The following is a 13,784-nucleotide window of genomic DNA, read 5'->3' on the forward strand; positions in this document are numbered from 1 at the left end:
AGCGGAAAAATCTGTATCTAAACACGGACTTTTCCACGTTTGTAAATTTAATGTGTGGAACACTACATCGCTTTTGTATAACTGACAACAGCTTATAGGTACAGCCGGGAATTGTATTTGTTATAAATACGGATTAATCCACCTAACAAGTGGTGGCGATACCTTGATCCGGACAAGATATTTTTGCAGTGCAACAACGTCTGCAATTGGCACAAAGCTGCCTGAGATGACAAGCCTACCCTGCATCCCCAATTAACGATATCCTCCGATCACCCTAGCGCCCTCACTCAGGACCCACAATGAAAAGACGTTACGCCGTTGCAGATGTTTTTACCGGATACCCCGTTCCTCGGCAATCCTGTCGCCGTGGTGTTAGATGCTGAGGGGATGAGCACTGAGCAAATGCAACAGATTGCCGTGGAGTTTGGCTACAGTGAAACGACCTTTGTTCTGCCACCCGAAAAAGCGGAAAACACCGCGCGGGTGCGGATTTTTACCCCCTCGCGTGAAATCCCGTTTGCCGGGCATCCCAACGTCGGCACCGCTTATGTGCTGGCACATTACGCCGCTCTGGCTGGCACGCCGCTGCCTGACACCCTGCGCTTCGAAGAGATTGCCGGGCTGGTGCCGGTGAAGATCCTCAACGATAACGGTGCGATTAGCGGTGCGGAGCTGCTGGTGCCGGAAGCATTATCCTGCCGCTCTGAGGTCAGCCCTGAAAAGGTCGCCGCCTGCCTGTCTCTGGCAGCGGAACATATCTGCACCCAGGCGCACAAGCCGGTTGTCGCCTCGGTGGGGCTGCCATTCCTGGTGGTGAAGCTGACCTCACGCGAGGCCCTGCGCCAGTGCGTGCCCAATTTACAGGGGTTCCGGGCGGTTCTGCCGCTTGATGGCGCGGTCTCTGTTTATGCCTACACCGATGAGACGGATCCAGACGATCATTGCGATCTGCAGGCGCGCATGTTTACGCCCCGGATGACCGAGGATCCGGCGACAGGCAGTGCGAGCGCCGCGGTTACCGCCCTGCTGGCAAAATTGCAGAATAAAAAGACGCTTGATCTGCACATCCGTCAGGGCGTGGAGATGGGACGGGCAAGCTCGCTGTATACCCGCTCAGATGGCACCTCGATTCGGGTGGGAGGCAAAAGTGTGATTACGATGGAAGGATCATTTAACCTTTAGTGGCATTGCCTGGCGGCGCTGCGCTTGCACAGGCCTACGGTTGCACAGCACAGGTTTTGTAGGCCGGGCAAGCACCGCGCCGCCCGGCAAAACACCCGCACCATACCAAAAAAAACCGCCCCTGAGGGCGGCTTCTCCATCAACCTATCGCCAGTTCCCGCAGGTGCGTTTTCAGCTTGTGATACTCATCAATCACATACTGTTCCGCAGCCTGCTGGTCGGCAATCGGCTCCACGCGCACGGCGCAATACTTATACTCCGGCGTTTTGGTAATCGGACTCAGGTTCTCCGTCACCAGCTCGTTACAGGCCCCAATCCACCACTGGTAGGTCATGTATACCGCACCTTTGTTCGGGCGATCGCTCACCTGGGCACGGGTAATAACTTTACCTTTGCGCGAGGTGACCCACACCAGCGCTTCGTCCTCAATGCCGAGACGCGCGGCGTCTGCGGTGTTGATCTGCGCGTAGCCAGGTTCATCCGCTAATGCCGCCAGCGCCGCACAGTTACCGGTCATCGAGCGGCACGAGTAGTGGCCGACTTCACGCACCGTCGACAGCACCAGCGGGTACTCCGGGGTAAGTTTGTCGATTGGCGCGACCCAGTCACAGGTATAGAGCTGCCCCAGCCTGTTCGGGGTGGAGAACTCTTTCTCGAACAGGTAATCCATCCCCTGATCGGCCTCGGACTCATCCCGGCACGGCCACTGGATGTAGCCCAGCTCGCCCATCTTCTCGTAGGTGGCACCAAAGAATTCCGGACACAGATGGCGCAACTCATCCCAGATTTGCTGGGTGTTGTCGTAGCGCATCGGGTAGCCCATCCGCGTCGAGATCTCGCTGATGATCTGCCAGTCCGTTTTCAAATCCCACTTTGGCTCAACCGCTTTAAAGAAGCGCTGGAAACCACGGTCGGCGGCGGTGTAAACCCCTTCGTGCTCACCCCAGGAGGTGGACGGCAGGATCACATCGGCGGCGGCCGCCGTCTTGGTCATAAAGATATCCTGCACGATGACCAGTTCCAGGGTTTCAAACGCCTTACGCACGGCTGAGAGTTCCGCATCCGTCTGGAGCGGATCTTCCCCCATGATGTACGCGGCACGCACTTCGCCATGCTCCGCCCGGTGCGGCAGTTCGCTGATGCGATACCCGGTATGGGCTGGCAGTGAGTCCACTCCCCAGGCTTTGGCGAACTTGGCCCGGTTGTCCGGGTTGTTGATGTACTGATAGCCCGGATAGGTATCCGGCAGCGCACCCATGTCGCACGCGCCCTGCACGTTGTTCTGCCCGCGCACCGGGTTAACCCCTGCCGACGGCTTACCGAGGTTGCCGGTCAGCAGCGCCAGGCTTGTCAGGGAACGCACGGTTTCGACACCCTGATAGAACTGGGTCACGCCCATGCCCCACAGGATCGCCGCGCTTTCTGCGGCGGCATACATCCGCGCGGCCTGGCGGATCTCCAGCGCGCTGACGCCGGTTACCGCTTCCACCGACTCCGGCGTGTAGCCTTCAACGATTTTGCGATACTCCTCGAAGCCTTCGGTACGCGAGGCGACATATGCCCGGTCGTACAGCTGTTCTTCGATAATCACGTGGCCGATCGCATTCAGCAGCGCGATGTTAGAGCCGTTTTTCAGCGCCAGGTGCATATCGGCAATGCGCGCAGTTTCAATTTTGCGCGGATCGCAGACGATAATCTTCGCCCCTTTGCGTTTCGCTTTGATCACCCGGTTCGCCACGATAGGGTGCGAATCCGCCGGGTTGTATCCAAAGACAAAAATCATGTCGGCATTTTCAATTCCGACAATCGAGTTACTCATTGCGCCGTTACCGACCGACTGGTGCAGACCTGCAACCGATGGGCCGTGTCAGACGCGCGCGCAGCAGTCGACATTGTTAGTGCCGACGGCTGCGCGAGCAAATTTTTGCATCACATAGTTGGTTTCGTTCCCGGTGCCGCGCGATGACCCGGTGGTCATGATCGCATCCGGGCCGTATTTGGCTTTGATGGCGCTGAGCTTGTTGGCCACGTAATCCAGCGCTTCGCCCCAGGAGACAGCCTCCAGCTTGCCGCCGCGCTCGCGACGGATCATCGGCGATTTCAGGCGCGGGGTCAGGATTTTGGTGTCGTTGATAAAGTCCCAACCGTAGTAACCCTTCAGGCACAGATCGCCCTGATTGGTTTTACCCATTGCGGCTTCAGCCTTGACGACTTTACCGTTATCGACCACCAGGTTGATTTTGCAACCCGATGCGCAATAAGGGCAAACCGTGATGACTTTCTTCATCGGTCAATATTCCCGTTAATGATTGTGTGCACCGTTATGCATGAACTGTGCCACTCTGATAAATCACGATAACCGCAGGAATTAACAGGAAAAATGGAAAGGGATGGGGAGGTGTGCCGCCCGTTCGTCATAAATGTCATGACGAACGGACAGCGATGTCGGGCAGGATCAGCGAACCACCAGCGCGTCGTAGCCTTTAAAGCGGTAGTTAATCAGGGACAGCAGCCAGCAGGCGATAAACAGCCCGACCACGATAAACCCGGCGTTGCCGAGGTTGTCGTTCAGCGCGGCCACACCGTTCCACAGCCCGCCTTCGAAGCCAAACTTATCCGCCAGCAGGCCCAGCGCTTCCAGCCCACCGATAAACAGCGCCACTACTACCGAAGTGCCGGTGATGGTCATGTTGTAATAGAGTTTGCGCTGCGGCTTGTTGAAGGCCCAGCCGTACGCGCCGACCATAATCAGGTTGTCGAGGGTGTCGATAAGCGCCATTCCGCTGGTGAACAGCAGCGGGAACACCAGAATCGCCCACACCGACATGCCGTTCGAGGCCCCGGCGGCGGAGATCCCCAGCACGCCAATTTCGGTGGCGGTATCAAAACCGAGGCCGAACAGAAAGCCCACCAGATACATGTGCCAGCTGCGGGTCACCAGACGGAACGCCGAGCGGAACAGCCAGTTCATCACCCCACCGCGCGCAAACGACACCTCGTCCGGGACGCGTTCACCGCGCTTCATTTTGTTAAAGCTGCCCCACACGTCGCGCAGGATCACCAGGTTGACCAGCGCCATCACCAGCAGGAAAAAGGCCGACACCGCGGTGCCGATCATCCCGCCGGTTTCATGGAACCATTCCATGTTGCGGCTAAAGGCGGTGGCGGTGGCGGCGATGGCAATCGACGCCAGCACCACAATCGTCGAGTGGCCGAGCGAGAACCAGGCCCCCACCCCGCACGGGCGTTGGCCCTGCTGCATCATCTTGCGGGTGACGTTATCAATGGCGGCAATGTGGTCCGCATCCACCGCGTGGCGCAGGCCGTAGCACCACGCCAGCAGGCTGGCCGCCATCAGCGACGGGGTGTTGTGGAACAGGTAAAACGCGGTGCCCCAGGCAACGATATTGGCGGCGATCAGGGCCAGCATCAGCGCGATAGCGCGCGGGTGGTTATTGAAGTGTTTCATATTCATCGTGATGTCCAGATTTTAAGAAAGAGTGGCGGCGGCAATCACTGCCTGCCCAAATGCAATCGCCCCGTCCCCGGCGGGCAGCCGCGCGGGAAACAGCACGTTAAAATCGCGTAACCAGACCTGCAGGCGCTGGCGCAGCAGGCGGTTGTGCAGCACGCCCCCGCTGCAGACAATGGTCGTGAGGCCACGCTGGCGGGCGTGGCGGGCGGCGAGCGTCGCCAGCCCGTGAGCCAGCGCATCGTGAAACGCCCACGCGCGCTCGGCGTCGGTGGCCTGCCAGCCCAGCCACTGCTGCCAGAAGGTCGCCATGTCCAGTTGGTCATTGACGATCGTCAGGCTTAGGGGATGGCTGACCGGCGCTGTATTCAGGGCCAGAGCTTCGAGCCGACAGGCGGCCTCCCCTTCGTAGCTGAGCTGTGCGGGCGCGCAGCCTGTGGCGGCGGCCACGGCGTCAAACAGCCGCCCGGCGGACGACGCCAGCGGGGCATTCACCCCGCGCGCAATCGCCTGCGCCAGCGGCGGCCAGGGTTTATCGGCCAGAAGTGTTGCCTCGGGCAGGCTCTGCCAGTTCGGTACAAACGCCTGCCACTGGGCCAGCAGGTTGCGCCACGGCTGGCGGGCAGCCAGATCGCCGCCGGGCAGCGCCACCGCCGGGAGTCCACCCAGCTTTTCACAGTGGCTGTAGCTGACCCGCAGGCACTCCCCGCCCCACAGTTCGCCGTTATCGCCCTGCCCGATCCCGTCCAGCACCAGGGCAATCACCTCGCCGCCGTCGCGCGGCCAGCCGTGTTCGGCCAGGCACGCCGCCGCGTGGGCGTGGTGATGCAGCACCTGATGCTGCGGATACGGCATCTGCTCCCCGAGCCGGGTAGAGCGGTAGCCGGGATGAGCATCGGTCACCACCCCTTCGGGGGTGAACTGCCAGAGATCCATCAGCGCACTCAGGGCCTGCTGCCACTGGGCCAGCGCCTCGTCATCGCCCAGATCGCCCAGATGCTGGCTGAGCACCGCCTGCCCGCCGCGTACCAGGCAAAAGGTGTTTTTCAGATCCGCACCCAGACACAACAGCGACGGCGCGTGGGCAAAACCGGGCGGCAGCGGCAGCGCATCCGGCACAAAGCCGCGCGAGCGGCGCAGCATTTCGCCGCTCGCGCGCTGCACGGAGTCGTCCATGCGCTGGACGATATCGCGGTTATGCAGCAGCCAGCCGTCGGCGATCCCGGCCAGATCCTGCCTCGCCTTGTCATTGGTCAGTGCGGGCGGGCAGCCGTTGAGGTTGCCGGAGGTCATCACCAGCGGGCAGTCCAGATCCTGCATTAACAAGTGCTGGAGCGGGTTGGCGGCGAGCATCACCCCGACCTCGTTCAGCCCAGGGGCGATGGCCTCGCAGAAAGAGAATATGCGTTTGTCCACCAGCACAATCGGGGCCGCCGTCGCCCGCAGCAGCGCCTGGGTGGCTGCGGGCAGGCTGGCCGCCAGACGCGCCGGGATCATCACCGCCAGCGGCTTGGTCGGGCGACGCTTGCGTTCCCGCAGCCGGTTCACCGCCTGCGCGTTGCTGGCGTCAACCGCCAGATGAAAACCGCCCAGCCCTTTTATCGCCACGATCCCGCCGCTTTTCAGCATCGCCACCGCCGCCTGCAGGGCGGGGTCTTTCTGTTCCTGCGCCTCGCCGCTGACCCAGCTCAGCTGCGGCCCGCAGTCCGGGCAGGCCACCGGCTGGGCGTGAAAGCGCCGATCCGCCGGATTGCGGTACTCCGCCTCGCAGGCCGGACACAGCGCAAATTCGGCCATCGTGGTGGCCGGTCGGTCGTAGGGCATCGCCCGGATAATGGTGAAGCGCGGCCCGCAGTGGGTGCAGTTGATAAACGGGTAACGGTAGCGGCGCTCGCGGGGGTCGTTCATTTCGGCCAGACACGCCGGGCAGGTGGCGGCGTCCGGCACCACCTGGGTGCTCATCTGCCCGTGCGCGCTGGCGCGAATGGTGAAGTCCAGCGGCGGCTGCGCCCAGTGCCAGGGCTGTGTGCGCACCTCGTCGATGCGCGCCAGCGGCGGGCACCCGGCCGCCAGTTGGGTGATAAAATCCTGAGTCTCGCCGACCAGCCGCACCACCACGCCAGCGCCGTCGTTGCAGACGTCGCCTTTCAGCCCCAGGCGCTGGGCCAGTTGCCAGACCCAGGGACGAAACCCGACCCCCTGGACTTTGCCGCGAATGCGCAGCTGCGTGCCGTTGTTACTCATCAAAGACTCCCGACGATGTCGATAAAAGCGGGCCTGTGCGGCCCGCAGGGTGTGCCGTTAACTGTCTACCGCCTCGCGCAGGCGTTGCTTCATGGCGCTGTAGGTGGTCTGGGCGTAGTTTTCTGCCCAGCGCTGATCGGCAATCGCCTCCAGCTTCACCGCGCAGTATTTGGTTTCCGGCGTTTTGGAAACCGGATCGAGGTTGTCCTGGGTCAGCTCGTTGCAGGCCCCAATCCACCACTGATAGGTCATGTACACCGCGCCTTTATTGATGCGTTCGCTGACGTCGGCGCGGCTGATCACCTTCCCGCGACGGGAGCTGACCCACACCAGTTGACGGTCGGTGACGCCAAGCGTCGCCGCGTCGTGGGGGTTGATCTGCACAAAGCCCGGCTCATCCGCCAGGGTCTGCAGCGCCGCGCAGTTGCCGGTCATCGAGCGGCAGGAGTAGTGCCCCACCTCGCGCACGGTGCACAGCACCAGCGGATACTCGGCGTCCGGCACTTCCGCAGGCTTGCGCCATTTAGCGGCAAACAGCTGGCCTTTGCCGCTCGGGGTGTCGAAGCGGTTGCCTTCGTACAGCCACGGCGTACCCGGATGATCCAGCGTCGGGCACGGCCACTGGACGTGGCCCATGTCGCCCATTTTTTCGTAGGTGACGCCGAAGAACAGCGGGCACAGTTCGCGCATTTCGTCCCAGATCTGCTGGTTGTCGCGATACTGCATCGGGTAGCCCATCGCGGTGGCAATCAGGCTAATGATCTCCCAGTCACGCTTGACGTTGCCCTTCGGCACAATAGCGGGTTCAAAGCGCTGGAAGCCGCGGTCGGCGCAGGTGAAGACCCCGCCGTGTTCGCCCCACGAGGTGGCAGGCAGCAGCACGTCCGCCGCTTCGGCGGTTTTGGTCATAAAGATGTCCTGCACCACCACGAAGTCGAGCGCCTCAAAGCCTTTACGCACCAGCCCGAGATCGGCTTCGGTCTGGAGCGGATCTTCGCCCATGATGTAATAGGCTTTGACCTTGCCCTCCAGCGCCAGGTGCGGCACTTCGGTGATGCGCACGCCGACCTGATCATCCATCAGGGCCGGATCGACGCCCCACGCGCGGGCGAATTTCTCACGCACCGCTGAGTCTTCCACATCCTGATAGCCCGGGAACTGGTTGGGGATTACCCCCATGTCGCACGCGCCCTGGACGTTGTTCTGCCCGCGCACCGGGCCGACGCCCACGTGCTCGCGACCGAGATTCCCGGTGAGTAACGCCAGCGTCGACAGGCCTTTCACCACGTCCACCGCCTGGCCGAACTGGGTGACGCCCATCCCCCACATCACGGTGGCAGACGGCGCGGCGGCGTAAATGCGCATCGCCTGGCGGATCTGCTGGGCAGTGACGCCGGTAATGCCTTCGACGTTTTCCGGCGCGTAGTCGCTGACCGTGTCGCGCAGCTGATCCAGCCCTTCGGTGTACTGCGCCACGTAGTCGCTGTTATAGAGGTTTTCTTCCAGCAGGGTGTAAATGAAGGCATTCACCAGCGCCATGTTGCAGCCGTTGTTGATCTGAAGATGGCGGTCGGCAATGCGCGCGGTCTCGATTTTGCGCGGATCGCAGACGATCACCCTTGCGCCGTTCTGTTTGGCCTTGATCACCCGGCGGGCGACGATCGGGTGCGAGTCGGCGCAGTTGTAGCCGAAGATCAGCAGGCATTTTGAGTTTTCGATATCGCTGATGGAGTTACTCATCGCCCCGTTGCCCAACGTTTGCTGGAGCCCGGCCACGCTCGGGCCGTGGCAGACGCGGGCGCAGCAGTCGACGTTGTTGGTGTTCAGCACCCCACGGGCAAACTTCTGCATCACGTAGTTGGTTTCGTTGCCGGTTCCGCGCGATGAGCCGGTGGTCATGATCGCCCGCGGGCCGTAGTTGGCCTTGATGTCGCTCAGCCGCTCGGCGGTGTAGCGAATCGCCTCGTCCCAGGTGACCGGCTCCAGCTTGCCGCCCTTCTGGTAGCGGATCATCGGCTGGGTCAGGCGCGGCGTCAGCAGACGGGTATCGTTGAGGAAATCCCAGCCGTAGTAGCCTTTCAGGCACAGCTGGTTCTGGTTGGTGACGCCTTCTGCCGCTTCGGCGCGGACGATTTTATTGTTTTCAACGACGAGTTTTAATTTGCAACCCGCACCACAGTACGGGCAAACGCTGGTGATTTTTTTCATCAGTAACAGACCTGCTAAAAGTGAAAAGAGAGGCTGAGGCTTACAGCATCAGCGAAGAGAGATCGTCCATCGCCGCCCGGCGGCGTTTGTCCCGGCTCAGCTGTTCAAGCTTTTTGCGATCGATACAGACGATGGCATTGGTCGGGCAGGCCTGAACGCAGGCCGGGCCGTCCGGCTGGTGATGGCAGAGGTCGCATTTGTTGGCTTCGGCTTTGTCTGTCATCACGTTCAGGCCGCTGCTGATATGGCGAACCACCGGGCGCAGCACCACTTCCATCGCCCCGTACGGGCAGGCGACGACGCAGGTTTTACACCCGATGCAGCGTTCCTGGTGAACATGGACGAAGTCGTTATCGCGGGTGATGGCCCCGTTCGGGCAGACGCTGGCGCAGGGGGCGTCTTCGCACTGGCGGCACATGGTGGCCGTAGAGACGTTGACGCCTTTGATCACGTGAATGCGCGGTAAGAAGTTGTGCGGCGTCAGCGACGCGCAGTCCTGGGTGTCGTGGTGCGACACCACGCAGGCCACTTCACAGGTTCGACAGCCAATGCATTTGCTGGCGTCGGCAATGATGAAACGATTCATCCTTAATCTCCGGGAATGAGTATTAGCCCGCAGAGGTATGCATAAATCGCGCCAGAATATAACTATATGAATTTAAATGTGTTTTGTTTGGCAGGATACTGTCATCGTCATAAATGACGATGACGAACTGCCGCCCGCGATGCAGGCGGCAGGGACAATCAGAACAAGACCGAGTAGTTCAGGCCGAAGGTACGACCGCGACCTTTATAGGTATACAGATTTTCAGACCCGTAGGTTGGGCTGTACAGACCCGGGGCGCGCTGTCCCCATGCGGTGGTGTAGTTTTCATCCAGCAGGTTTTCGACGCTAAAGCTCAGCTTGCCCACCGGCAGCAGGTAACTGCCAATGAAGTCCGCGGTGTTATAGCCATCAATCTTCTTACCGGCTTCATGCGACAAATCGAACGTCTGGGTGCTTTGCAGACGCAGCGTCCAGTCGCCCGGCGCCGCTGAGGGTGATGGCGGAGATGTCGTAGCTGGATTGCAGGAACGGCGCGAGGTTGGTGATGCTGTAGCCCGGATAGCGCCCGACGTTATACGCATCATCCAGCTTCATGCCGCCGCTGGCCGCCGCCGTGTTGAGATCGAAAAATTGCTGGTTAGCGTCGAAGGTTTCATGTTCGGCATCGATACCCCACGTCAGCGTCAGATCGTCCAGCGGTTTGTGTTGACGCATCCCTTCACGAACAGCAACGGTCATTCCATGAGTCACGGTAGATAATATTTCCATCCGTGTATTTCCAGGTGATCGCCTCATAACGTAACTCCAGCGTTTCAAGATGAGTGCTGCTCGTTCCATTAGGCGCCAGGTAAGGTGCAACAGTTGTTAATTTCACATTCTCCAGAAGAATATTGAAATACTCAGCCTCTATACCTGATTCAAGGATCCGATACATCTTAATTGTGGCTTTCTTCATCGTTCTTCCTTCACATACGGCACGATAAAGAAGAGGTGTGGTCTGGTCGAACTCTTTTACGATAGAGATAGGGCGATGGACACGTGTCCCAGTCAGCTTTCCCCATTTCGGATCTACCGGAATAGTGACACCATGAGAAAACGACTTAAGCTCAATTGAGCCTAACCGTAGCGGCATAATACAACCACCTATAATTGGAGAACCATTTTCATCTTCAAGCCATAAATGTGCGGGTGTAGACATATAACTTCCTTATTATTTCAAAAAAATTAAAGATCGGCACTACCACTTTATGAAAAACAAAACAACAAAAAGAAATACAGGGATAGGCCAAAAAGGACCGTTTGGAAAGAAATGTAAAAACACAAATGCGAATAATATTGTTAATATGCCCGGACCATAGTAGGAGAGCAAAGACCTGAATATCCGTCTTAACAGTCTGTATATAATATTACTCATGGTTATCTAATCATTTTAGTGATGATATCAGCGATGTCGCTATCTGATGTTGAATGAGAGAATGCTCCGGCTCGTTCAAATAATGGCTCTATTAGAAAATACATCATCTCAAGCTCCCGTGAGTACAACGCGGCGTAATAGGCTGGATAGACATATTTCAGACGTTGTGCACTGTCCGCTGCTTTCTGAACGATGCCATATATACCCGCAATGCCAACAATCCCTCCGGCCTTATCACCGACCAACGCACTCATTCTAAGACTTAAGTTCATACCAATAGCGACACAGTAAGCGACCGCTAGCGCGAATCCGGCGTTGGTGAGAGCACTTGCGCCAATATGAACGTTGACCGCCATTAACTTACGCTTGATATTCTCTAATTGCTCTGACGTTTTGTACTGAAATATCTGCTCGAAATAAATACGAAGCATTTCATAAGCAATGTTTATATTCTGAAAGACATGTATGACGCCATTTTTAAAACGGACATCTTCACTTATTTGATTTTTACACACATCCTGAAAATCATCTGTAAAACAGGAGGTGTAATAAAGCGCACGTTTAGCACCTGCACTGATAGTTTCAACTTGACTGGAAACCATTTCTCTGACGCCAGATAGTGCGTGGTCGAACTTTAACGCGAGAATATTGTTTGATTGTAAATAGCTAATCACTTGCTTGTTATAGTACATAGCCGCCCCTGGCAATTTAGCTTAAGTCACGGCCGGGATTATAAGAGGTAAGAATTGATGAGTAAATAAGCAAATGACATTATGCAATGTAATACACTTATACGAGAACATTTAAACTCTCTGCGTAATAGTTATACCATTTATAATATTCGATACATGTATTCAGGTGGTGTTGGAATTAGACGACAGGGGTATATTGTGCTCGCTTCTGGAATTCAACTTCGGTTTCCGGCTGGTCCTTTTTGGTGGCAATATTGATCAAGCGATGGGGTTTTGTGGGGTGGGTAGCTATGGGCGAGGAGCAGGCACAACCAATCAGCAAACTCCGCGCGGCGCTACGTTGCACTATGCGACAAATTGTCGCATAGTATTGTCTGTAGTGCGTCAAACACTGACGTATCGATTGAAACCACCCTAATACCTTACTGGCACGGGTGATTACATCATGAGGTTTTAAAATGGCAACAAGCATCCGCTTAGATGATGATTTTGTTGAAGAAGTGAAAATTCACGCAGAGGCGATGAGCCGTAGCGTGCCCAAACAGATTGAGCACTGGGCTAAGATTGGCCGCATTGCTGAGGAGAATCCCGATCTGTCGTTTTCCTTCATCAACGAAATCCTGCTGGCGAAAGCAGAAATGGACAACGGGAGAATGAAGAAATATGTGCGCAGAAAAGACCGGTCAGGGAATTGAGGTTTACCAGTCAAGCCGCTTTGAGAAAGCCTTCAACCGCCTGACCAAAAGCGATCAAGATAGTGTTGATGACGAAATTGATCGCATCATCGAAAACCCGGAGACAGGTGAGCGTAAGAAAGGCGATCTCAGCTATCTGCGGGTACATAAGTTCTACATGGGCAAGCAGCAGTACCTGCTCGGCTACACGTGGGTGGATCAAAGACTGGAGATCTATCTCCTGAGCATGGGAACGCACGAGAATTACTACGATGAGCAAAAGCGGCACCGTAAAGCCGACCTGAAACTGATCGGGTAACGTTGGGTAAGAATTTTTATCTCTTTAAAACAGCCTGATATTCCCATAGGTCGGGCATGTGAAGCGCCCCTGACATAGCCTTTCTGGAAGGCGCCTCGCAACCTCTAAATCAACGTTATGTAATTCAGGGTTAAGGCTTTTATTCCTCTAGCGAGGGTCGTAAAGTGACTGCGTTGCGGCACATCCGCAATCGGGCGTAGGAACCCGCATTCTACAGAGCAACTTTTTAATAGGATGCTCAATATGACTACTATCCAGACACTGACTTGCTGTCACTCTGACGAAATCGTTACTGACCACTTCACCACCCTGCCCCTTACTGCTGAATCTGATCTCTTCGAGGTCGCCGATCGCTGCGCCGCGCTGGTGAGCGTATTGATCGAAACTGACGACAGTGCATCCCGCACTGCGCTCTGCGAACGTCTGCTGCACGCGCTGCAAAAGCTGCGTGAACTTTGTGATGTCGAACTCCCGCCGCATCTTATCGCACAGCTGATTCAGGGGGAAAAACTCAACTCCTGTATGCCGGACTGCTGGCAGGAAACTGCGCCACAAGTGGATTACGCGCTGGCTTTGGTGCGGGCAATTTTGGGTGGAACACTGCCCGACAACGTCGAGAAACAACTGGCGGGGCTGCTGCACGATCTTGTCTGGCTGCTGAATGAATTTGTGAAGGAGCCTTATATCAGCGTGCACTGAGTGCGGGTGGAGTTCGGCGAACGCGTTTTGATTTCAGGTTGTGAAAAGGGGCTGTCGCAGGCCCCTTAATGCGTTGGAAGATGGGGTTGGTGTTTAGGGGGCGGGGATTCGAATTTTTGCACGTTGGCAATGTTGGTTGTTGTGTGTGAGAAACAATGAATGTCTCAGGGCGTGAAGCGGATATCAGCAATCTCCCTCACAACTAACGGAAGCCTTACTAACATCATTGTGCTAGGCGATAAGTGCTTCATTTACCCCGCCCAAACTGAATGGAATTGCATTTCTAAAGAACAGTATGGGTGGTCATAAAAAACCCAAGATCTGGTAACTACC

10 protein-coding genes and 2 pseudogenes are annotated in these 13,784 nt (G+C 57.2%); 4 read left to right on the forward strand and 8 right to left on the reverse strand.

Annotation, left to right across the window (positions count from 1 at the left end; genetic code table 11):
• Positions 1-299: 299 nt before the first annotated feature.
• Positions 300-1,182, forward strand: a pseudogene (locus tag M8013_RS08630) (PhzF family phenazine biosynthesis protein).
• Positions 1,183-1,321: 139 nt separating this feature from the next.
• On the opposite strand, the gene fdhF (M8013_RS08635) reads toward M8013_RS08630, so the two are convergent.
• From fdhF (M8013_RS08635) to M8013_RS08670, 8 genes and pseudogenes are all read right to left on the reverse strand, one after another.
• Complete coding sequence (gene fdhF / locus M8013_RS08635) at positions 1,322-3,469, reverse strand: formate dehydrogenase subunit alpha (RefSeq protein WP_271267378.1); 2,148 nt, start codon at positions 3,467-3,469, stop codon at positions 1,322-1,324.
• 168 nt (positions 3,470-3,637) lie between these two features.
• Complete coding sequence (locus M8013_RS08640) at positions 3,638-4,657, reverse strand: HoxN/HupN/NixA family nickel/cobalt transporter (RefSeq protein ID WP_271267379.1); 1,020 nt, start codon at positions 4,655-4,657, stop codon at positions 3,638-3,640.
• Between the two features lie 15 nt (positions 4,658-4,672).
• A complete protein-coding gene (hypF, locus tag M8013_RS08645; RefSeq protein WP_271267380.1) occupies positions 4,673-6,898 on the reverse strand; it encodes a carbamoyltransferase HypF in 2,226 nt (741 codons plus the stop codon).
• 57 nt (positions 6,899-6,955) lie between these two features.
• Entirely contained in the window at positions 6,956-9,106 is a 2,151-nt protein-coding gene (gene fdhF / locus M8013_RS08650) for a formate dehydrogenase subunit alpha (RefSeq protein WP_271267381.1), read from the reverse strand.
• A gap of 40 nt (positions 9,107-9,146) precedes the next feature.
• Entirely contained in the window at positions 9,147-9,692 is a 546-nt protein-coding gene (gene hydN / locus M8013_RS08655) for an electron transport protein HydN (RefSeq protein ID WP_271267382.1), read from the reverse strand.
• 158 nt (positions 9,693-9,850) lie between these two features.
• A pseudogene (locus M8013_RS08660) lies at positions 9,851-10,355 on the reverse strand (TonB-dependent siderophore receptor); the annotation flags it as partial.
• Between the two features lie 16 nt (positions 10,356-10,371).
• Positions 10,372-10,851 (reverse strand): Hcp family type VI secretion system effector, encoded by a 480-nt coding sequence (locus tag M8013_RS08665; protein WP_271267383.1) that lies wholly within the window; start codon positions 10,849-10,851, stop codon positions 10,372-10,374.
• A 218-nt stretch (positions 10,852-11,069) separates the two neighbouring features.
• Positions 11,070-11,759, reverse strand: coding sequence for a hypothetical protein (locus tag M8013_RS08670; protein ID WP_271267384.1), 690 nt, complete (start codon positions 11,757-11,759; stop codon positions 11,070-11,072).
• Positions 11,760-12,217: 458 nt separating this feature from the next.
• On the opposite strand from M8013_RS08670, the gene M8013_RS08675 reads away from it, so the two are divergent.
• From M8013_RS08675 to M8013_RS08685, 3 genes are all read left to right on the forward strand, one after another.
• Positions 12,218-12,454, forward strand: coding sequence for a TA system antitoxin ParD family protein (locus M8013_RS08675; protein WP_271267385.1), 237 nt, complete (start codon positions 12,218-12,220; stop codon positions 12,452-12,454).
• On the forward strand, positions 12,423-12,752 hold the full coding sequence (locus M8013_RS08680) for a type II toxin-antitoxin system RelE/ParE family toxin (protein ID WP_271267386.1): 330 nt from the start codon (positions 12,423-12,425) through the stop codon (positions 12,750-12,752). The genes M8013_RS08675 and M8013_RS08680 overlap by 32 nt, the downstream gene beginning before the upstream one ends.
• Before the next feature lie 243 nt (positions 12,753-12,995).
• Entirely contained in the window at positions 12,996-13,451 is a 456-nt protein-coding gene (locus tag M8013_RS08685; protein ID WP_271267387.1) for a hypothetical protein, read from the forward strand.
• The last annotated feature ends 333 nt before the right edge of the window (positions 13,452-13,784 follow it).

The sequence above is a fragment of the Silvania confinis genome, assembly GCF_025564085.1.
Taxonomy (GTDB): Bacteria; Pseudomonadota; Gammaproteobacteria; order Enterobacterales; family Enterobacteriaceae; genus Enterobacter; species Enterobacter confinis.